The 19,433-nt window shown below is 72.5% G+C and carries 15 protein-coding genes; 8 read left to right on the top strand and 7 right to left on the bottom strand.

From position 1 onward, the window contains the following. Positions 1-348 precede the first annotated feature (348 nt). Positions 349-1,458 (top strand): heat-inducible transcriptional repressor HrcA, encoded by a 1,110-nt coding sequence (hrcA, locus tag NRP21_RS15090; RefSeq protein WP_257717048.1) that lies wholly within the window; start codon positions 349-351, stop codon positions 1,456-1,458. Here the strand turns inward: hrcA and NRP21_RS15085 are convergent. The 4 genes from NRP21_RS15085 to guaD form a co-directional block, all read right to left on the bottom strand. Beyond that, positions 1,455-1,934, bottom strand: a complete 480-nt coding sequence (locus NRP21_RS15085) for a CYTH domain-containing protein (protein ID WP_257717047.1) — start codon at positions 1,932-1,934, stop codon at positions 1,455-1,457. The genes hrcA and NRP21_RS15085 overlap by 4 nt on opposite strands. Before the next feature lie 96 nt (positions 1,935-2,030). After that, on the bottom strand, positions 2,031-2,267 hold the full coding sequence (locus NRP21_RS15080) for a hypothetical protein (protein ID WP_257717046.1): 237 nt from the start codon (positions 2,265-2,267) through the stop codon (positions 2,031-2,033). Between the two features lie 7 nt (positions 2,268-2,274). Next, on the bottom strand, positions 2,275-2,589 hold the full coding sequence (locus NRP21_RS15075; RefSeq protein ID WP_257717045.1) for a hypothetical protein: 315 nt from the start codon (positions 2,587-2,589) through the stop codon (positions 2,275-2,277). 331 nt (positions 2,590-2,920) lie between these two features. Beyond that, positions 2,921-4,228: a guanine deaminase gene (gene guaD / locus NRP21_RS15070; protein WP_257717044.1), complete on the bottom strand. Its 1,308-nt coding sequence runs from the start codon at positions 4,226-4,228 to the stop codon at positions 2,921-2,923. Between the two features lie 117 nt (positions 4,229-4,345). Between guaD and NRP21_RS15065 the strand changes: the two genes are divergently transcribed. Both NRP21_RS15065 and NRP21_RS15060 read left to right on the top strand, forming a co-directional pair. Then, entirely contained in the window at positions 4,346-5,311 is a 966-nt protein-coding gene (locus tag NRP21_RS15065) for a Bug family tripartite tricarboxylate transporter substrate binding protein (protein WP_257717043.1), read from the top strand. 615 nt (positions 5,312-5,926) lie between these two features. Next, on the top strand, positions 5,927-7,117 hold the full coding sequence (locus NRP21_RS15060; RefSeq protein WP_257717042.1) for a glycosyltransferase family 4 protein: 1,191 nt from the start codon (positions 5,927-5,929) through the stop codon (positions 7,115-7,117). A 277-nt stretch (positions 7,118-7,394) separates the two neighbouring features. Here NRP21_RS15060 and asd read toward each other — a convergent pair whose 3' ends face one another. Next, positions 7,395-8,267, bottom strand: a complete 873-nt coding sequence (gene asd / locus NRP21_RS15055; RefSeq protein ID WP_257717041.1) for an archaetidylserine decarboxylase — start codon at positions 8,265-8,267, stop codon at positions 7,395-7,397. Between the two features lie 29 nt (positions 8,268-8,296). Here asd and NRP21_RS15050 point away from each other — a divergent pair, with 29 nt between their 5' ends. Beyond that, positions 8,297-9,976: an aminotransferase class III-fold pyridoxal phosphate-dependent enzyme gene (locus NRP21_RS15050; RefSeq protein ID WP_257717040.1), complete on the top strand. Its 1,680-nt coding sequence runs from the start codon at positions 8,297-8,299 to the stop codon at positions 9,974-9,976. A 46-nt stretch (positions 9,977-10,022) separates the two neighbouring features. On the opposite strand, the gene NRP21_RS15045 is transcribed toward NRP21_RS15050, so the two are convergent. Both NRP21_RS15045 and NRP21_RS15040 read right to left on the bottom strand, forming a co-directional pair. Continuing rightward, the gene (locus tag NRP21_RS15045) at positions 10,023-10,688 is read right to left on the bottom strand and encodes a hypothetical protein (protein ID WP_257717039.1); all 666 of its coding nucleotides are present in this window, start codon (positions 10,686-10,688) and stop codon (positions 10,023-10,025) included. Beyond that, positions 10,688-11,428, bottom strand: coding sequence for a class I SAM-dependent methyltransferase (locus NRP21_RS15040; RefSeq protein WP_257717038.1), 741 nt, complete (start codon positions 11,426-11,428; stop codon positions 10,688-10,690). The genes NRP21_RS15045 and NRP21_RS15040 overlap by 1 nt, the downstream gene beginning before the upstream one ends. 371 nt (positions 11,429-11,799) lie before the next feature. Here NRP21_RS15040 and NRP21_RS15035 point away from each other — a divergent pair, with 371 nt between their 5' ends. From NRP21_RS15035 to NRP21_RS15020, 4 genes are all read left to right on the top strand, one after another. Next, positions 11,800-12,531 (top strand): calcium-binding protein, encoded by a 732-nt coding sequence (locus NRP21_RS15035; RefSeq protein ID WP_257717037.1) that lies wholly within the window; start codon positions 11,800-11,802, stop codon positions 12,529-12,531. A gap of 198 nt (positions 12,532-12,729) precedes the next feature. Further along, a complete protein-coding gene (locus tag NRP21_RS15030; protein WP_257717036.1) occupies positions 12,730-14,019 on the top strand; it encodes an NHLP bacteriocin system secretion protein in 1,290 nt (429 codons plus the stop codon). After that, positions 14,016-16,205, top strand: a complete 2,190-nt coding sequence (locus NRP21_RS15025) for an NHLP family bacteriocin export ABC transporter peptidase/permease/ATPase subunit (protein WP_257717035.1) — start codon at positions 14,016-14,018, stop codon at positions 16,203-16,205. The genes NRP21_RS15030 and NRP21_RS15025 overlap by 4 nt, the downstream gene beginning before the upstream one ends. 3 nt (positions 16,206-16,208) lie before the next feature. Further along, positions 16,209-19,190, top strand: coding sequence for an ATP-binding cassette domain-containing protein (locus NRP21_RS15020; protein WP_257717034.1), 2,982 nt, complete (start codon positions 16,209-16,211; stop codon positions 19,188-19,190). Positions 19,191-19,433: the final 243 nt, after the last annotated feature.

The following is a 19,433-nucleotide window of genomic DNA, read 5'->3' as shown; positions in this document are numbered from 1 at the left end:
ACGTCTCCACTTGCAGCTCGACCAGGGCCTGCTCCCGCGCCACCTCCGCGGCGGCCAGGTCGCCGGGGGGAAGCCAGAGGGTCAGCATGGCGGCCCAGGCCCCCACGGAGGGAAGGCCGCGCCGGGGTGCCGGTCCTTTCCGCGTCTCGCCCATGCTGGCCTCCTCATCCCCTGGTGGCATTGGGGCAGGGGGGTGAGACCGAAGCATGTCCGACCCGTGACCGATTGTGGCAGCGCCGCCTTACGGATGGCTGACCGCGAAGGCGTGAGCGGCAGCGACCTTCGTTGACGCAACGGGGTCCGCTCCCTAGCTTTTCGGGTCCACTCTCCGCGGAGACAAACCACCGAATGGGCGCCCAGCCCAACCACCGCCCCGGGCCCGGACCGATCCGGGCCAGCGCCGCCCGGCCCGCATCCGCGGGCACCATCCTGCCGGGCCTGGACAACCGCAGCGCCTCCATCCTGCGCCAGGTGGTGGAACTGTACGTGGAGACGGGGGAGCCGGTGGGCAGCCGCACCCTGTCCCGCCGCCTGCCCACGGCCCTGTCGCCCGCCACCATCCGCAACGCCATGGCGGACCTGGAGGAGGCGGGGCTGCTCTACGCCCCCCACACCTCCGCCGGGCGCCTACCGACGGAGCGCGGCCTGCGCCTCTTCGTGGACGGGCTGCTGGAGTTCGGCGACCTGACGGATGAGGAGAGGGAGGCGATCGCGGCCCGCTGCGCCGCATCCGGCCGCTCCATGCAGGACACGCTGGCGGAAGCGGGGCAGATGCTCTCCGGTCTCGCCGGCGCCGCGGGGCTGGTGGTGGCGCCGAACGCCGAATCCAACCTGCGCCACATCGAGTTCGTGGCCCTCGGCCCCGGCCGCGCCCTGGTGGTGCTGGTGGGGGAGCGCGGGCAGGTGGAGAACCGCATCATCGAGGTGCCGGCGGGCCTGCCGGCGGGCGCCCTGGCGCAGGCGGGCAACTACCTGAACACCCGCCTGAACGGGCGCACGCTGGAGGACACGCGGGCGGTGGTGGAGGCCGAGATCTCGGCCAACCGCACGGCGCTGGACGCGCTGACGAACCAGGTCGTGCAGTCCGGCCTCGCCACCTGGGCCGGCGGCGGCGGCGGCTCCCTCATCCTGCGCGGCCAGTCCCGCCTGCTGCAGAACCTGGACCAGGCGGCGCGGGTGGCGGAGATCCAGTCCCTCTTCGACCGGCTGGAGGCGCAGGAGACGATGCTGCGCCTGCTGGAGCTGGCCCAGCGCGGCCAGGGCGTGCAGATCTTCATCGGGGCGGAGAGCGGGGTCTTCGACACCGCCGGCCTCTCCATGGTGGTGGCGCCCTTCCGCAACGGGCAGGAGCGGATCGTGGGCGCGATCGGGGTGATCGGGCCCACGCGGATCAACTACGGGCGGGTGATCCCGGTGGTGGACTACACCGCGCAGGTGATCGGGCGGATGCTCGGCTAGGCGGTCCGCCCCCGCAGCAGTTCCGCGTTGCGGCTCAGCAGCGTGGCCTTGCGGTACCGGGGGTCATGCGTGACCTCCTCCCCCGCCCAGGGCGGCATGGGGATGGGCTGCTCGGGATAGTCCAGCTCCACCTCGGCGAACTCGATGCCGGAGAGCGCGCCCTGGTGCACATCGATCGCCCAGGTCAGCCCCTCATAGGGGACGATGTGGCGGACCTTCTCCACATGCGGCATGTCGCAGAGGGAGAAGATCTCCTCCGCCTCCGCCAGCGGAATCTCGTACTCGAACTCGGCCCGGCTGATGCCGTCTCGCGGCCCTTTCACGGTGATCCAGGCCCGGTCCCCCCCGTGCCGCACCCGGACCTTCCCCTCGCCGAACCGGGCCAGCAGGCCGTCCCTCAGAACGAGCGTCTCGACCACCCCGACCTTCCAGGCATCGCCCACGATGAGGAACTTGCGCTCGATTTCCATAGCCATAGCGAGGGGCCCTGTTTTCGGAGGCCCGCCATGTAGCGCAGGGGCGGGATGATGAAACCCCCGCCCCGTGGAATCGGGGCCGGGGATCGGGCAGGGCTAGCGCGCGCGCACCCAGCCCGCCTCCGCGAGCTCCGCAGGGCAGGCGCGGGAGGAGCCGTTCCTCAGCAGCGCCGCCGACAGGGAGGAATCTCCCGCCGGCACCTCGCAGCGCGCGAACTGGCCGGTGGCGGTGTTGTGCACGTCGATCATCTCCACCCCGCCACACCCCGCCGCCGTCAGGGCGAGGAGGGAGAGAAGGGCCGCGCGCCCCACCCCGGCCGTCCTGGAAGCCATGGCCGGATCAGTCCACGAGGCCGGTCAGGGGCGGCGCGTCCCGCTCGGCCCCGGGCTTGATCTCACTCGCCTCCTTCACGCCGGGGGTGATCACCGTCCCGACCCCCGTATCCGGTTCCGACTTGCCCGGGCCGGCATTGCCCTCATTGGTGCCGGGGCCGGGCTTGTAGCCCGCCTCGGGCTTGATGCCCGGCCCGGAATCATCCCCGTTCTTGTCGCGCAGGGGATCGTGCTGGCCAACGCTGGCGGGGCGGGCGTTCTTCGTCTGCGTCCCCCAGTTCTCCAGCATGCCCGGCACTTCGCTCTTCTCGCCCTCGGCCATGATGCGGGTCCTCCGTATGTCAGCGGGGGAACGTCCGGGGGCGGGGGAGGTTGTGCGGGCGGCCCCAAGGGAGGGGAGAAGGAATTCTCCCCTCCCTTGGAACCCTCCCCTCATCTTCTTCTGGCTGGCTGCCGCGGAATGCCGCCCAGGGGTTTCGCCGAGGGTCCATGACCCTCGGCGCGGGACATGCCCCCGTGCCCAACTGAAATGAGGAAGCCGCGGCGCGACAGCGATCCGGGGCATCCGCGGCAGCCCGATCGCGGGGTCCGGGGTGGCCGTTGCCACCCCGGTGGGGGTTCCAGGGGGCAAGGCCCCCTGGGGGCCACCCGCACTACCCCCGCCGATATGCCAGCCGCCCCGCCACATAGGTCGCCCGCACCGCCCGCTCGTCCCCGAGTGCCATGAGGGCGAAGAGGCGATCCGCCGGATCCCGCGCCCCCTCCGTCCGCAGCGCGAGTTCCGGGGTGGCGGCGGGATCCAGCACCACCAGGTCCGCCTCCATGCCGGGCGCCAGGGTGCCGATCCGGTCCTCCAGCCGCATCGCCTCCGCGCCGCCGCGCGTGGCCAGCCACAGCGCCTGGGCGGGGTGCAGCCGCGCCCCGCGGAGCCGCGCCACCTTGTAGGCATCGCCGAGGGTGCGGAGGGTGGAGAGGCCCGTGCCCGCCCCCACGTCGCTGCCCAGCCCGATCCGCACGCCGGCGGCGGCCATCTCGTGCGCCGGGAACAGCCCGCTGCCGAGGAAGAGGTTGGAGCTCGGGCAATGCGCCACCCCGCACCCCGTCTCGCGCAGCGCGTCCAGGTCGCCCTCCGTCACGTGGACCGCATGGCCCATCACGGCGCCCGGCCCGGCCAGCCCGGCGGCGCGGTACACGCCGAGGTAGGAATCCGTGGCCGGGAACAGCTCCCGCACCCAGGCGATCTCCGCCTCCGTCTCGCAGAGATGGGTCTGCACGAGCGTGCCGGGATTGTCGCACCACAGCCGCCCGGCGGCGCACAGCGCGTCATCCGTGCAGGAGGGCGCGAAGCGCGGCGTGATGGCGTAAAGCAGCCGCCCGCGCCCGTGCCAGCGGTCGATCAGCCGCTGCGTCGCGGGGATGCCGTGGTCCGGCCCGTCCAGCAGCTCGTCCGGCGCGTGGCGGTCCATCAGCACCTTGCCCGCCGCGATCCGCATGCCCAGCCGCTCCGCCTCCGCGAACAGGGCGTCGGCGGAGTGCTCGTGCACCGTGCAGTACACGCAGGCCGTGGTGGTGCCGGCGCGCAGCAGCGCGGAAAGGAAGGCCTTCGCCACCCGCTCGGCGTGCGCGGCATCGGCGAAGCGCGCCTCGGTGGGAAAGGTGTAGCGCCGCAGCCAGTCCAGCAGCGTCTCCCCGAAGGAACCCGCCATCTCCAGCTGCGGGTAGTGGACATGCGCGTCCACGAAGCCCGGCAGGATCAGCCCGTCGGGATGGTGGTGCACCGGCATGTCGCCCGGATGGCGCGGCCGCTCCGCCGCATGGTCCCCGAAGCCGGCGATGATCCCGCCCCGCATCACCACCAGCGCGTCGGGCCAGTGCACCAGCGCCGTGTCGGCCTCGCCCCGGAACGGATCGTGGCGGAAGGTCAGGGCGGGGCCGCGCAGGCCGAGGGTGTCCTGGGTCAAGAAGCGCTCCGTGGTCGCGGGCGCATCATGCCACCCCGCACCGATCCTTGAAGGCGGGCCGCTTGCCGCCGGGTCGCGTCCATGGCCATTTCCGATCCCTATCGAAAGGACCCCACCATGCGGCGACGCCACCTCCTGCCGCTCCTCGCGGCGCCCGCCCTCATGACCCGCGCCTCGGCCCAGGGCCAGGGCCGGCCCATCACCCTCGTCGTGCCCTATGCCGCCGGCGGCGGCACGGACATCGTGGGGCGGGAGCTCGCGCCCATCCTGATGGAGCAGCTCGGCCAGAACATCATCGTGGAGAACCGCGGCGGGGCCGCGGGCCATGTCGGCGCCACCTCCGTCGCCCGCGCGCGGCCGGACGGCACCACCCTGCTCTTCGCCGTCTCCACCAACATCGTGGTCAACCCGCACCTGCAGCGGAACGACCGCGTGAACCTCTCCACCGCGCTCACGCCCGTCACCAAGGCCAGCTCCTACCAGTACGTGCTGGTGATCGACCCGAAGGTGCCCGCCAACACCCTCCAGGAGCTGATCGCGGCGGGCAAGAAGCCGGGGGCGGGCTTCACCTTCTCCTCGGGTGGCGTCGGCTCCAACAACCACCTCGCCGGCATCCTCTTCTCGGAAGCGTCCGGGGTGGAGATGGAGCACATCTCCTACCGCGGCACCGCCCCCGCCCTGCAGGACGTGGTGGCCGGGCGCGTGACGATGAACTTCTCCTCTCCGCCCCCCGCCGTGCCGCTGGCCAAGGACGGCCGGCTCCGCGCCATCGCCGTCACCGGCGACCACCGCCTCCCCTCCCTCCCCGACGTCCCGACGCTTTCAGAAGCCGGCCTGCCCGGCATCGTCATCCTCGGCTGGCACGGCATCTTCGCCCCCGCCGGCACGCCGGAGGCGGAGCTGAGCCGGCTGGAGGCCGCCGCCAACAAGGCGATCCGCGACCCGCGCTTTGCCCGCAGCCTGGAGCGCGACGGCCTGGAGGTCGCGGCCGAGCAGCCCCGCGCCGAATTCGCGAAGGCGATCCGCGATGAGTACGAGTTCTGGGGCAGGAAGGTGCGGGAACTGGACCTGAAGGCGGAGTAGGCGCCGAAACAACCCGGCGGGCCATCGGAAAAAGCCGAGCCCCGCCGGGCACTCTCAGATCGGAAGTTGCGCGAACCGGCGCAGCTGCAACCTAGAGCGACTTTTCCTCCTACGCAACATGAGGATCAGGTCAGAACCCCGCGAAACCGCGCAATATTTTGCGGTGCGAAGCCGAATGATGGCCAGCTGTCGGACAGTGTGAATTTAGTAAAGCGAAAACCAACCAATCCATTTCTGGAGCATTCGGCGGGGTGCGGGAAGAAGTGCCGCAGCCCGCCGGATACTCCGATCGGCGCGTAACCCGGCGCGCAATTTTTAACTTATGTGCAAAATCTGTTCGCGCGCAACATGATGACGGGCGCAAATAGACTAAACCTATGTGATACGGCCGCACCGCGCCCAGGCAACCGGCCCCGCTGCCCCCATACCTCCCCACGCCCGTCGAGCGATCCGCGAGGTCACACAAGGTTCACGCCGTGCGCGCCCGCCCCTGCGTAAGGACACGGCCGAATGGTCGATGCGGGCATGGAGCGAGATAGAGCGGCGATGTCGGCACGGGGAAATTCTCGGCTTGGGACCTGACGCGCATGGCTGCCATTGGTTGAACCCCCGCTGATGCGGCCCACGACGCCCACCCCGGCCGGCTTCGGCGCACTCGGCCGCGCCGCCGCCGGGCCACCCGCCCGCAAGGCCGCGGAACCGGCCGGCACCGCGGCGTCGGGCAGCGCAGCGCAGGGCACGGCGTGCCGGCATCCGATCGGCACGCCCCGGCCGCCCGCTCCCGAATCCCCGGCCCGCATCCTTATCGTCACGGATGCCTGGCGCCCCCAGGTCAACGGCGTCGTCCGCACCCTCTCCACCGTGGTCGAGCACCTCCGCGCCCGCGGCGACGTGGTGGAGGTGATCGGGCCGGACCGCTTCCGCACCGTCGCCCTGCCCTCCTACGCCGAGATCCGCCTCGCCCTCGTCCGCCGCCGCCACCTCGCGCGCATGGTGGACGCCTTCGCCCCCAGTGCCGTCCACATCGCCACCGAAGGCCCGCTCGGCTGGGCCGCGCGCGCCCTGTGCCGCCGGCGCGGCTGGCCCTTCACCACCTCCTTCCACACCCGTTTCCCGGAATACCTCCACCTCCGCGCCCGCGTGCCGCAGGTCCTCTCCTGGGCCCTGCTGCGCCGCTTCCACGCGCCCGCCGCCGCCACCCTCGCGGCCACCACCTCGCTGCTGGGGGAACTGGATGCGCGCGGCTTCCGCCACCTGCGCCGCTGGTCCCGCGGCGTGGACCTGGAGCGGTTCCCGCCCGCCCCGCGCGCCCCCTGGGCCGGCCTGCCCCGCCCGGTCTTCCTCTACGCAGGCCGCGTCGCCGTGGAGAAGAACATCGAGGCCTTCCTCTCCCTCGACCTTCCCGGCTCCAAGGTCGTGGTGGGCGACGGCCCCCACCGCGCCGCCCTCCAGGCCCGCTTCCCGGAAGCCCACTTCACCGGCTACCGGGAAGGCGCCGCCCTCGCCGCCTCCTACGCGGGCGCCGACGTCTTCGTCTTCCCCTCCCGCACCGACACCTTCGGCCTCGTGCTGCTGGAAGCCCTCGCCACCGGCACCCCCGTCGCCGCCTTCCCCGTCGCCGGCCCGCAGGACGTCATCGGCGGCGCGACAGAACCCGTGGGCGCCCTGAGCGAGGACCTCCGCGCCGCCTGTCTCGCCGCCCTCACCGCCGACCGCGAGGCCTGCCGCCGCCACGCCGCGAAATGGTCCTGGGCCGCCTCCGCAACCCAGCTGCGGGACTCCCTGGCCGCCCTTCCACAGGGCTGAAGCGGGGATGCCTCTTCTGACGGGTCCGGAACCAGGGGGCGCCGCCCCCTGGAACCCCCGCCAGGAGCCTGAGGCTCCTGGACCTGCTTTGGGCTGCCGCGGAACTGACCTGAGGCGTGGCGCTGACGATCAGAACCCGATCCTGCCCTTGCAGTCGCCTCGGGTCATGGACCCGAGGCGCACCACCAGCCGGACTCAGGCCAACTCGAAGAGAAAGATGATGGAGAGGGGGCCGGGGAGAGGAAGAATTCCTCCTTCCTCTCCCCGGGACATCCCGTCACCCCGGCAACCGCATCAACGCCTGCCCCGCGCGGATCGTATCCCCCTCGCGCACCCCTTCGTGCAGGCAGAACCCCGGCGGCGCGAAGACCACGATGGTCGATCCGTGCTGGAACCACCCCATCTCCTCGCCCTTCCGCAGCGGCACGTCGCAGGCGATGCGGCGTGGTCCGGCCTCGCGCAGGTCCAGTTCCGCGTCCAGGAAGCTCAGCCGGATGCTCGCCACCAGGATGGCGGCCACAGGCACCAGCGTGATGGCGTGCCCCGTATCGGCCAGCCGCGCGCGGATCGGCGCGCGCTCGTTCTTGCAGAACAGGCGCTCCACCCGCTTCAGCGCGATGGGGTTCACGTTCCATGTGTCGCCGGAGATGTAGGTCACGGACTCCACTCGCAGGTCATGCGGCGCGTGGAAGCGGTGGTACATGGCGGAGGTGAGGCGCAGCGTGACGTAGCTGCCCCCCTCGTACCGCGCTGCCTCCGCCTCATCGCCCAGCAGGTCGCGCAGCGGGTAGGGGAAGCCCTTCACCTGCAGCACCTGCCCGCGCTCGACCGTGCCGTGCGCGCCGACGATCGCGTCGCTGGGGCTGGCCAGGATCGCCGGGTCCGGGTCGGCCGGGCGCACGCCCTCCTTCAGCTGGCGGATGAACATCTCGTGCAGGCTGCGGAACCGCGCCTGCCGCGCCTCGCTGAGGTCGATGTCGGTGAAGAGCCGCCATGTGGCGATCGAGAGGTCGCGCACCACCGGGTTCTCGATCCGGCTGAACCAGCCGATGAAGCGCGTCGCCAGGCGGCGCGGGATCCTGTTGGTCAGAAGGAAGTTGATGTCCTCCTGCTGCGCCACCCGCGCGAGGGTGGAGCGAAGTGTCGGCATCGTTGTCAGCCCTGTCTGGGAAAACTGAAATGTTGAGCACGCAGATCGGCGCCTTCGCGCCCTACGCCGCGGGGGCGGGCGCGCTCGCCGCGCTCTTCGTGAAGGGCCGCGCGCGCCTCGCCCTCTCCCGCGCGAAGCACCGGTCGCTGACCGGCCACGCCCGGATGGCGCGCCGCGTCGCCTCCCTCATCCCCTTCTACGAGTACGGGGAGGACCGCTTCTTCTCGTCCGACGGCGCGGCGAATGAGGTGGTCGCGCGGCGGCGGAAGGGCTTCCACGAGCTTGCCGATCTCTACGCCACCCGCTTCCCGCGCACGGCGGCGCTGACGGAGGAGGCGAAGGCCGGCCTGTCGGACCTGCAGTTCACCTCCGCCTATCGCGTGCCCTTCCAGTACAGCCGCTACCTCCGCCAGCACCTCTCGGGCGGCAGCTTCCTCGCCTCCTCGGCGGGCGTGACGGTGACGGACCTGGACGGCAACACCCTCTACGACCTCACCGGCTCCTACGGCGTGAACCTGCTGGGCTACGACTTCTACAAGGACTGCATCGAGGAAGGCGCCGCCCGCGTGCGCGACCTCGGCCCCGTCCTCGGCGCCTACCACCCGGTGGTGGCGGAGAATGTCGCGCGGCTGCGCACCATCTCCGGGCTGGACGAGGTCTCCTTCCACATGTCCGGCACGGAAGCGGTGATGCAGGCCGTGCGCCTGGCCCGCTACCACACCGGCCGCTCCCACCTCGTCCGCTTCTCCGGCGCCTATCACGGCTGGTGGGGCGAGGTGCAGCCCGGCATCGGCAACCCCGTGCCGGCGGACCGCACCTACACCCTGGCCGAGATGTCGGAGCGCACGCTGCACGTGCTGCGCACCCGCAGCAACATCGCCTGCGTCCTCGTCAACCCGCTGCAGGCGCTGCACCCGAATTCCGGCGCGCCCGCCGACTCCTCGCTGGCCGACAGCGGCCGCCGCGCCGCCTACGACCGCGCCGCCTACACCGCCTGGCTGCACAGGCTCCGGCAGGTCTGCACGGAGCGCGGCATTGTCCTGATCTTCGACGAGGTCTTCATGGGCTTCCGCCTGGCCCCGGGCGGCGCGCAGGAATACTTCGGCGTGCGCGCCGACCTCGTCACCTACGGCAAGACTCTCGGCGGCGGCCTGCCCATCGGCGCGCTCTGCGGCACGCGGGCGCTGATGCGCCGCTACCGCGACGACAACCCCGTGGATGTCTGCTTCGCCCGCGGCACCTTCAACTCCCACCCTTACGTCATGGGCACGATGGACGCCTTCCTGCGCCGCCTGGAGACGCCGGAGGTGCTGGCCCTCTACGAAGGGCTGGAGGAGCGCTGGAACAGCCGCGCCGCAGCGCTGAACGTGCGGCTGGAAGCGGAAGGCCTGCCGGTCCGCGTGGCCAACATGTCCACGGTCTGGACCGTCCTCTACCCGCGCCCGTCTCGCTACAACTGGATGCTGCAATACTATCTCCGGGCGGAGGGCCTGGCGCTGAGCTGGGTAGGGACCGGCCGGCTGATCTTCAGCCTGAACTACGGAGACGCCGAGTTCGCCGCCGTGGCCGATCGCTTCCTGGTCGCCGCGCGGGCGATGGAGCGGGACGGCTGGTGGGCCGGGCCGGAGACCACGAACAAGGCCATCCGGCGCGGCATCCTCAGGGAGATGCTCCGTCACTGCGGGAAGCGGGCCGCGAAACCGGCCTGATCCCCGGCGCCCTCCCCGCGCCGCGCAGCGCGGGGAGGGCGTGGCCTCAGGCCTTGCGCTCTTCCGGCTCGGCCACCCAGTCCTCGTCCTCCATCCTATCCTCGTCCGGGTGGTGCCGGCCATGGGCGGGATCGATCAGCTGGCCCCGCAGCAGGTAGCCAGGCGCGCGGTGGTACAGCTTGATGTCGTGGAACGGGTCCGTGATGATCTTCGTCGCCCAGACCAGCGCCGTCTGCACGTCGCGGATGATCATCAGCTGCGCCACGCGGAACAGCAGCCCGGCGATGCCGACGAAGAACCACAGATAGCCCACGTTGTGCACGAAGCCGCCGAAGCTCTCGTGCGGCGTCATCAACCCGAACAGGGTGGGGTCCAGAACCAGCAGCAGCGGGGAGGCGGCCCAGAACGCCATGAGGACGATCTTGCGGTTCAGGTTGTACCCGACCTTGATCTCCTCCTTGTGCTCGTGCGTCGCGTGGTTGACTTGGTCGTAACCCCGCGGCTCGAAGAAGAAGTGGCCAGCCTGGCGGCTGTTCATCGAGACGAGCCACGCGATCAGCGCCGCCGTGGCGGGGTCCTTGAACGCCATCATATAGGCGCAGAGAAAGCTGATCGCGCTGAGCAGGTGCAGGCTCTGGTTGATCCGGCTGTGGTGGTAGTAGCGGTGGTCGTCCCACCGCTGTTCCCGCAGCTGCTCAAGAAATCCGGTCATCACGAATCCTTCTCGGGTGACGAGGCCATGCGCTGCGCCACCGGCCCCCCGCCGGTGGACGTGGCCGTGCCGGCCATGAGGTTGGCCGCCTCTGGTTCCCGCCCGTCCTTGCTGATGCGGACAAGCGAGAAATGGCCGAGCGGCGGCAGCAGGCGCCGCTCGAGAAGCTGCGCGCCGGCGGCGCCGGCGATCCAGTCCGCGTAGCGGCTCCAGGGGAACTCCGTGCGCCAGCCCAGCCGGCTGGTCACGGGCATCAACGCCCGCTCGATCGTGCCGCGCAGCCCCGTCTCCGCGCCCACGCGCGTGGCGATGATGATCTCGCCGCCCGGCCGCACAACGCGGAGGAACTCGTCCAGCGCCCGCTCCGGGTTCGGCACGGCCGTCACGACGTACTGCGCCACGATCACGTCGAAGCTGTCATCCGCGAAGGCCAGCCGCTCCGCATCCATCACGGCCAGGCCGCCGACATGGCCCAGGCGCTGCCGCTCCACGCGGCCGCGCGCCTTCCAGAGCATCGGGGCGGAGATGTCCATCCCGAAGATCGTGTTCTCGCACCGATAGCCGGCGAGCGAGAGCCCCGTGCCCACGCCCACCTCCAGGATGCGCCCGCCGACCCGCTCGGCTGCCTGCGTCGCCACGCGGCGCCCCTCGCGGAACACCGGCCCGAAGACCAGGTCGTAGACCGGCGCCCAGCCGTCATAGGCAAGGGCGACGTTGTCCGCCCGTTTCCCGTCCGTCAAATCTCGTGATCCTCAGCGATATCCGGGCCCCAGGAACCCTTGGGCGGGCGCGAGGCGGCGTGCGGCAGGGCGCGGGGAGGGGATCGTCTCGGGGCCACTTTCGCCAACCGTCTCTGGACGGCTGGACGAAGTGTCACGGAACGGGCGGTCATGCCAGCGACGGAATTCCGGCAGAAACGTTGCGGCTCCATGACAGGGGCGGCCAGGGCAACCGCGCGGCGCCAGCGGCCCGCCCCCTCCGGCGGAAAGGCGCCGCGTCCGGCCGGCAGTTCGATAGGTGTTAACGATCGATCAGATCGATAGCTCCACTATAGGCAACGGCCCTCGCAACCGGCATGGATGCGCAACCGTCACCTTAAAGGAAATTCCTTATGTCGCAGCAGCCCCTCGGCCCCGACGCCCTCAGGAAGGCTGTCGGCGGCGCCCACGTCACGGGCACGGAGGGCAGCGACTTCACGATCGGGACCGACGCGCCCGACGCCATCATCCTCGGCGCCGGCAACGACTACGCGGAAGGCCGCGGCGGCAATGACTACATCGAGGCCGGCGCGGGGAACGACGAGGTCTACGGCGACGCCGGGGACGACACGATCATCACCGGCGTGGGCAACGACTTCGCCGCCGGCGGCACGGGCAACGACTACATCGAGGGCAACGACGGCGACGACGTCATCCTCGGCGATGCCGGCAACGACGCCCTGGTCGGCGGCGCGGGCCACGACATCATCGTCGGCGGCGACGGCGCGGACTACCTCCAGGGCGATACCGGCAACGACACCCTGATCGGCGGCCACAACGACCGCGCCTCGGATGTCGCCCTGGGCGGCGAGGGCAACGACACCTACGTCTGGGGCCTGGGCGGCGGGAACGACTACTTCGACGGCGGGAACGGGCATGACACGCTGTCGCTGACGGGCATCTCCATGTCCGACCTGCGGCAGGGCCTGCAGGTCTACACCCCCGGGCTGCAGATGACCGAGATGAGCAACGGCAGCATCCTCTTCGTCAACGCTCAGGGCGAGGCGCAGCCCTTCAGCGGCCAGATCACCATCGGCGGCGAGACGGTGCGCTTCGACAACGTGGAGACGGTTCGCCTGGCCTGACCGGCGGGCCCGGCGGGGCGGGGCCCATATCCCGCCCCGCCGGCCGGGAAGGCTCCCCCGCCACGGAGCCTTCGAAGAGACCCGGGGCAGGGCGATTGACCAGAACGTATCCACCATTCCTTTAGCGTTCCGGCGCAGGCATAGTCACGCAGGGGGCCAGGATCGCCGGGCTCTCCCAACAAGGTTGAACACCCCGGCATGTCCACGCCTCCCCTGTTCCGCCGCCAGGCCGTCGCCGAGGCCGCGGCCCCGGACCGCTACGACGAACCCCTCCGCGTCATGCGCCCCTGGACCTGGGCGGTCGGCGGGGCGCTCCTCGCCCTCGCCGTCATCGGGCTCGTCTGGGCCTGCCTCGTGAACGTGCCGCTGAAGGTCACGGGGCGGGGCATCCTGCTGCCCTCCGGCGGCGTGGTGGACATCGTGGCGGACACGGATGGCCGCATCGACCGCCTCCTCGTCCGCCCGGGCGACCGCATCCGGGCCGGCCAGTCCATCGCGGCGGTGGACCAGTCCGAGATCCGCCTCCAGCTCGCCCTGGCGGAAGGCCAGGCCGCCGACGCCCTGCGCCACCGCGCCGAGCTGCGCGCCTTCCACGGGCGCGAGACGGCGGCGGCCGAGGCCTTCCGCACCGCGCGGGACGCGGCCCTCGCCGGCAACCTGCGGATGCTGGAGGAGCGCCTGGGCATGATGACCCAGCGCGAGGAGGTGATGCGCGGGCTGATGCAGCAGAACCTCATCAACCGCGACCGCGCCCTCTATGCCCGGGTCGAGGTCTTCCAGGTGCGCGAGCAGATGGCCTCCTCCCGCAACGAGCGGGAGCAGCTCGTGCTCGACCAGGCCCTGAAGCGCACCCAGCAGGAGCGCGAGGCGCTGGAGGCCGAGCGGCGCGTGGACGAGACGACGCGCCAGGTGGAGGCCCTCCGCGCCCGCCTCGGCCGCCTGGGCGAGGTGCTCGCCCCCTATTCCGGCACGGTGGTGGAGCAGAAGGCGAATGACGGCCAGGTGGTGCAGCGCGGCACCGCCCTGCTGACGATCGAGCGCGACCCGGAGGGCGGCGCCGGCGCGCTGGTGGCCGTGGTCTACGTCACCGCGCAGGATGGCAAGCGCCTCGCCCCCGGGCTGGAGGTGGAGGTCTCCCCCTCCTCCACCCGGCGGGAGGAGGACGGCTTCATTCACGGCCGCATCACCCGCGTCGCCCACGCCCCCTCCTCCTCCGCGGGGCTTCTGCGGACCCTTCAGAACGACCAGCTCGTGCGGAGCTTCACCACCGATCTCGGCGCGCCCTTCGAGGTGGAGGTCGCGCTCTCCCCCGATCCCGCCACGCGCAGCGGGCTGCGCTGGTCCACCGCCACCGGGCCGGACTTCCCCATCGAATCCGGCACCCTCGCGGGCGCCGACATCACCGTCCGCTCCGTCCGCCTCATCGGCCTCGCCTTCCCCGCCGTGCGGGGCTGGCTCACCCGCAACGCCGAGGCCGCGGCGCCTTGAGCGCCACTGCCGCCGCGGCCCCGCCGCGCCCCCGTGCCGGGCGGGCACGCACGCCGACGCTCCTTCAGATGGAAGCGTCCGAATGCGGCGCCGCCGCCCTCGGCATCGTGCTCGGCCACTTCGGCCGTTGGGTCCCGCTGGAGGAGCTGCGCGCCGCCTGCGGCGTCTCGCGGGACGGCAGCCGCGCCAGCCACGTCGCCGCCGCGGCATCGGGGTACGGCCTGGCGGTGGAGGCCTACCGGGTGGAGCCCGCCGACCTCCCGGGCATGGCCATGCCGCTCATCGCCCACTGGGGCATGAACCACTTCGTGGTGGTGGAGGGCGTGGACCGCGCAGGCGCCCGCATCAACGACCCCGCCACCGGCCCCCGCCGCGTCACGGCGGAGGAGCTGGACCGCAACCTCACCGGCGTCGTCCTCTCCCTCCGCCCCGGCGAGGGCTTCCGCCGCGGCGGGGAGCGCCCGCGGGCGCTCCGCGGCATCCTCCGCCGCCTACGGGGCAACGGCGCTGCCTTCGGCTTCCTCCTCGGCCTCAGCCTGCTGATGACGATCCCCGCGCTCCTCGTCCCCGCCTTCTCCCAGGTCTTCGTGGACGACGTGCTGGTGGGCCGCTTCGACACCTGGCTGGAACCGCTGCTCTGGGGCATGGCCGGCACCGCCCTCATCATGGGACTCATCACCTGGCTGCAGCTCAACCTGCTGCTGCGGCTGGAAACGCGTCTCTCCGTCTCCGGCTCCGCCGCCTTCCTCGATCGCCTGACGCAACTGCCCGTCGCCTTCTTCGCCCAGCGCCACCCCGGCGACATCGCCGGGCGCGTGGCGCTGAACGACCGCGTCGCGCGCCTCGTCTCCGGCGATGTCGGCCGCGGCCTGCTCGGCCTCGTCACGGCGCTGGCCTATGCCGCCGCCATGCTGCTCTACGATCCGCTGCTGGCGGGCGTCGTGGTGCTGGCCGCCGCCGTCAACCTCGCCGCCCTCGCCGCCCTCGGCCGCTCGCTCAGCGACGACAACGGGCGCCTCCTCTCCCGCAGCCTGCGCACGGAAGGGCTGGCCCGCGGCGGGCTGCGGATGATCGAGACCTACCGCGCCTCGGGCGGCGAGGACCTGCTCCTCGCCCAGCTTGCGGGCACGCGGGCCAGCGCCGCCAACGTCACTCAGCGCTTGGCCCTGCGCCGCGCCCTGCTGGAGGGGCTGCCCGCCTTCATCGCCATCCTCGCCTCCGCCGCCGTGCTCGTCCTCGGCGGGCGCCGCATCATGGAAGGCACGATGACCGTCGGCCAGCTCGTCGCCTTCCAGGCGCTCACGGCCGGCTTCATGGGCCCGGTCGCCCAGCTCGTCGGCGTCGCCACCCAGATGCAGGACGCGAAGGCGAACCTCACCCTGCTGGAGGACACGCTGCACCACCCGCTGGCGCCGGAATTCGCCGCCTCGCCCGAGGCCTCGCCCGCCCGCCTCTCAGGCGCGCGCCTGGGCGGCCATGTGGAGCTGCGGAACGTCGTCTTCGGCCACAGCCGCCTCGCCCCACCCCTGCTGGACGGCGTCTCCCTCACCCTGCAACCCGGCCGCCGCCTCGGCATCGTCGGCGGCTCCGGCTCCGGCAAGTCCACCCTCGCCCTCCTGGTCGCCGGCCTCTACCGCCCCTGGTCCGGCGAGGTGCTGATCGATGGCCGCCCGATCGAGGGGATCCCCCGCGCGGAGCTTCGGCGCGAGGTCTCGGTCATGGACCAGCAGGGCTACCTCTTCGACGGAACGGTGCGCGACAACATCGCCATGTGGGACCCGACCCTGGCGGACGAGCGCCTGGTCGAGGCCGCGCAGGACGCGATGATTCACGACGAGATCCTCGCCCGCCGCGGCGGCTACGCCGCCCCCGTGGCCGAGGAAGGGCGCAACCTGTCCGGCGGCCAGCGCGCGCGCATGGAACTCGCCCGCGCCATCGTCACCGACCCCGCAGTGCTCGTGCTGGACGAGGCGACGGCCGCGCTCGACAACCGGACGGAGGCCGCCGTCATGGCCAACCTGCGCCGGCGCGGCTGCACCATGGTCGTCATCGCCCACCGCCTCGCCCTGGTGCGGGACTGCGACGAGGTGATCGTGATGGAGGCGGGCCGCATCGTGCAGCGCGGCCACCCCGAGGAGCTCGCCGCCGCCCCCGGCCCCTTCCGCACCATGCTGGCGAGTGGCTGAGCCGTGCCCGACGACATCGCGCCCCCCCTGCCGCTCCAGGCCCTGGCCGAGGCCTCGCCGCCCCCCCAGCCCATCCCCCTGCCCGCCCACGCGCCGCTGCTGCTGGACGACCCCTCCATCCGCTGGATCGTCGCCGCCGGCACCGTCACCCTCTTCGCCGCCCTCCCCCCGCGCCCCCCGGCCACCGAGGGGCCGCGCCGCTACATCGGCACGATCCGCGCCGGCGGGATGATCTGCGGCGTCGGCACCGCCCTCACGGGCGCCAGCCTCCTCGCCGTGGGTGGCGCCGACACCCGCCTGCTGCCCCTGCCCGAAGGGGAGGAGGCCGCCCCCCGCCTGGCCGCCGCGCTGGAAGGCTGGGCCCAGGCCCTCGCCTCCGGCCTCGCCCGCCCCATGTCCCCCCGCCCGCGCGTGGACATCCCCGTCTCCGGCGGCATGGGCACGCTCTACCCTCCCGCCGGCCTCGTGATCGCCGCGCGGGGCGCCCCCGCCTGGGCCCGGATCAACGGCGATGGCTGGCTGCTGCTGGGCCTGGAACCCGTGCGCGGCCTCCTCCCCCTGCCCGCCGGGTCCTGGCTTGTCTCCGGCAAGGGCAGCATCCAGCCCCTCGCGGCCGAGGTGGCGCTGGCCGACCCGGAATGGGAGCCCGGCCTCGCCGCCCTTAACGACGCCCTGCTGGACGCCCTGCCCGCCGCCCTCGCCCTCGACGCCGCCGACGAGCTGAACCGCCGCCGCCTGCGGGAGGAGCGCGACGAGGAGGCCGGGGCCGACGGGCGCGCCGCCTTCGCCGCCATCCTCGGCAACCCCGTGGAGCGCCCCGAGCCCGCGAACGCCGACCCGCTGATGCCGGTGTTCCGCGCCGTCGCCGCGCATTTCGGCCTCCGCGCCCGCCGCCTCGTCCGCGTCCGCAGCACCGACGTGGACGCCTCCTCCTCGCTGGAGGAGCTGGCCCGCGCCTCCGGCCTGCGCCTCCGCCCCGCCCATCTCGAAGGAAACTGGTGGGAGGAGGACCAAGGCCCCCTCTTCGTCACCCGGCCCGACGGCGCCACCGTCGGCCTGCTGCCGGACGGGCGCGGCCACCGCCTCGTCACCCCCGAACGCCCGGGCGGCGCGCGGCTGGACCCCGCCACGGCCCGCACCCTCTCGCGGGAAGCCCAGGCCCCGATCCTCCCGCTGCCCCGCAAGTCTCTCACCCTCTCCGACCTCGTCGGCGCCGGGATGCGGCGCGCGGGCGGCGACGTGGCGGCCATCTTCGTCACCATGCTGATCGGCGCGGCCCTCGGCCAGGCCGTGCCGCTGGCCACCGGCGTCGCCTTCACCCTGCTCATCCCCGGCGGCCACCTGCCGGAACTGGCCCAGCTCGGCCTCGCCATGGCCCTCGTCGCCGCCGTCGCCTGGGCCACGCGCCTGGGCGGCGAGATCGCGCGCCAGCGCATTGAGGCCCGCGCCGGCCCCGCCCTGCACGCCGCGATCTGGGACCGCGTGATCCGCCTCCCCCTCTCCATCCTCTCCCGCCAGACGGTGGGCGAGACCGCCGGGCGCGCGGCCTCCGCCATCTCCCTCGCCGCGCAGCTCCGCGCCTTCTCCTTCGCCGCGATCTCCGCCGTTTCCGTCATCCTCTCCGCCGGCACGCTGATGCTGCTGTCGCAGCCCCTCGCGGCGGCGATCGGCCTCGGCCTGCTCCTCCTGCAGATCCTCGCGGCCAACCTCGCGGGCTGGCTGCAGGCGCGCGCCTTCGCGAGCGGCGAGGCGCTGTCGGGCCTCGCCGACGCCATGGTCTTCCAGATCGTCTCCGGGCTCGTGAAGCTGCGCCTGGCGGGCGCCGAGCACCGCGCCGGCGCCGTCTGGGCCGCCCGCTTCGCCGGCATGCGCGCCCGCCTGGCCGCCGCGCGGCGCGTGGGCAACGGCTACGACGCCTTCGCGGCCGGCTTCGCCGTCCTCTCCACCGCCGCCGCCTTCCTCGTCATCGCCCTTCTCCAGCGCGTCGAGCCCGGGCAGCCGCCCCCCTCTATCTCCTCCGTCATGACCTTCCTCTCGGCCTACGGCCTGATGGCCGGCTCCGGCACGCAGCTCGCCAAGACCGTCTTCTCGCTTTGGTTCCTGATGCCCACCCGGCGCTTCGCCCAGCCCCTGCTGGAATCCCTGCCGGAGAGCGAGGGGGGCCGCGTGGACCCCGGCCGCCTCAGCGGCGCGCTGGAGCTCTCCAACCTCGCCTTCCGCTACGGCCCCGCCGACCCCTGGATCTTCTCCGGCCTCAGCCTGCGGGTGGAGCCCGGCGAGTTCGTCGCGATCGTCGGCCGCTCCGGCGCCGGCAAGTCCACCCTCGTCCGCCTCCTCCTCGGGCTGGAGCAGCCCGCCAGCGGCGCCATCTTCATGGACGGCCACGACATCCGCGGCCTGGACCTCGGCGTGCTGCGCCAGCAGGTCGCCACCGTCCTGCAATCCGGCCGCGTCCCCCCCGGCAGCATCCGGGACGCCGTGCGCGGCCTGACCCCCGCCAACGACGCCGCCGTCTGGGCCGCGCTCGAATCCGCTGCCCTCGCCGCCGACATCCGCGCCATGCCCATGGGCCTGGAGACCGTGCTGACCGACGCCAGCCGCGTCCTCTCCGGCGGCCAGGCCCAGCGCCTCCTCCTCGCCCGCGCCCTGCTGCAGAAACCCGCCCTGATGATCCTGGACGAGGCCACCAGCGCCCTCGACAACGTCACCCAGCGCGCCACCATGCGCGCCATACGCACCGTCTCGGCCACGCGCCTCGTCATCGCCCACCGCCTCTCCACCATCCGCCACGCGGACCGCATCATCGTGCTGGACAGCGGCCGCATCGCCGAGAGCGGCAGCTTCGACGACCTGATCCGGCGCAAGGACGGCCTCTTCGCCCGCCAGTTCGCGGAAGAAGCCCGCTGGCAGGCCGCCGCAGGCCCGGCACGCCGTTCCCGCCAACCCCCGGGGGCTCCGCCCCCTGGACCCCCGCCAGGAGGCTGAGCCTCCTGGACCTGCATCGGGCTACCGCCGGACTGATTTGAAGTGTGGCGCCTTACGGCGGGTCTTATCCTGCCCTTGCAGTCGCCTCGGGTCATCGACCCGAGGCGCACCGCCCGCGGAACCAGACCAACTCGAAGAAGAAGATGATGGTGAGGGGGCCGGGGAGAGGAAGAATTCCTTCTTCCTCTCCCCGGGACAGACGGGAAGCGCAGAACCACCCACCCTTGATTAACCCTTGTGCCG

It is taken from the genome of Roseomonas populi (assembly GCF_024594815.1).
Taxonomy (GTDB): domain Bacteria; phylum Pseudomonadota; class Alphaproteobacteria; order Acetobacterales; family Acetobacteraceae; genus Roseomonas; species Roseomonas populi.
The sequence above is the reverse complement of the archived record's forward strand: the minus strand, read 5'-3'. Positions and strand labels throughout refer to the sequence as shown.

Bases quoted from the DNA above. Each gene is read 5' to 3' on its own strand.
- hrcA (WP_257717048.1), top strand. From the start codon at position 349: ATGGGCGCCCAGCCCAACCACCGCCCCGGGCCCGGACCGATCCGGGCC.
- NRP21_RS15085 (WP_257717047.1), bottom strand. From the start codon at position 1,934: ATGGCTATGGAAATCGAGCGCAAGTTCCTCATCGTGGGCGATGCCTGG.
- NRP21_RS15080 (WP_257717046.1), bottom strand. From the start codon at position 2,267: ATGGCTTCCAGGACGGCCGGGGTGGGGCGCGCGGCCCTTCTCTCCCTC.
- NRP21_RS15075 (WP_257717045.1), bottom strand. From the start codon at position 2,589: ATGGCCGAGGGCGAGAAGAGCGAAGTGCCGGGCATGCTGGAGAACTGG.
- NRP21_RS15065 (WP_257717043.1), top strand. From the start codon at position 4,346: ATGCGGCGACGCCACCTCCTGCCGCTCCTCGCGGCGCCCGCCCTCATG.
- NRP21_RS15060 (WP_257717042.1), top strand. From the start codon at position 5,927: ATGCGGCCCACGACGCCCACCCCGGCCGGCTTCGGCGCACTCGGCCGC.
- asd (WP_257717041.1), bottom strand. From the start codon at position 8,267: ATGCCGACACTTCGCTCCACCCTCGCGCGGGTGGCGCAGCAGGAGGAC.
- NRP21_RS15050 (WP_257717040.1), top strand. From the start codon at position 8,297: ATGTTGAGCACGCAGATCGGCGCCTTCGCGCCCTACGCCGCGGGGGCG.
- NRP21_RS15045 (WP_257717039.1), bottom strand. From the start codon at position 10,688: ATGACCGGATTTCTTGAGCAGCTGCGGGAACAGCGGTGGGACGACCAC.
- NRP21_RS15035 (WP_257717037.1), top strand. From the start codon at position 11,800: ATGTCGCAGCAGCCCCTCGGCCCCGACGCCCTCAGGAAGGCTGTCGGC.
- NRP21_RS15030 (WP_257717036.1), top strand. From the start codon at position 12,730: ATGTCCACGCCTCCCCTGTTCCGCCGCCAGGCCGTCGCCGAGGCCGCG.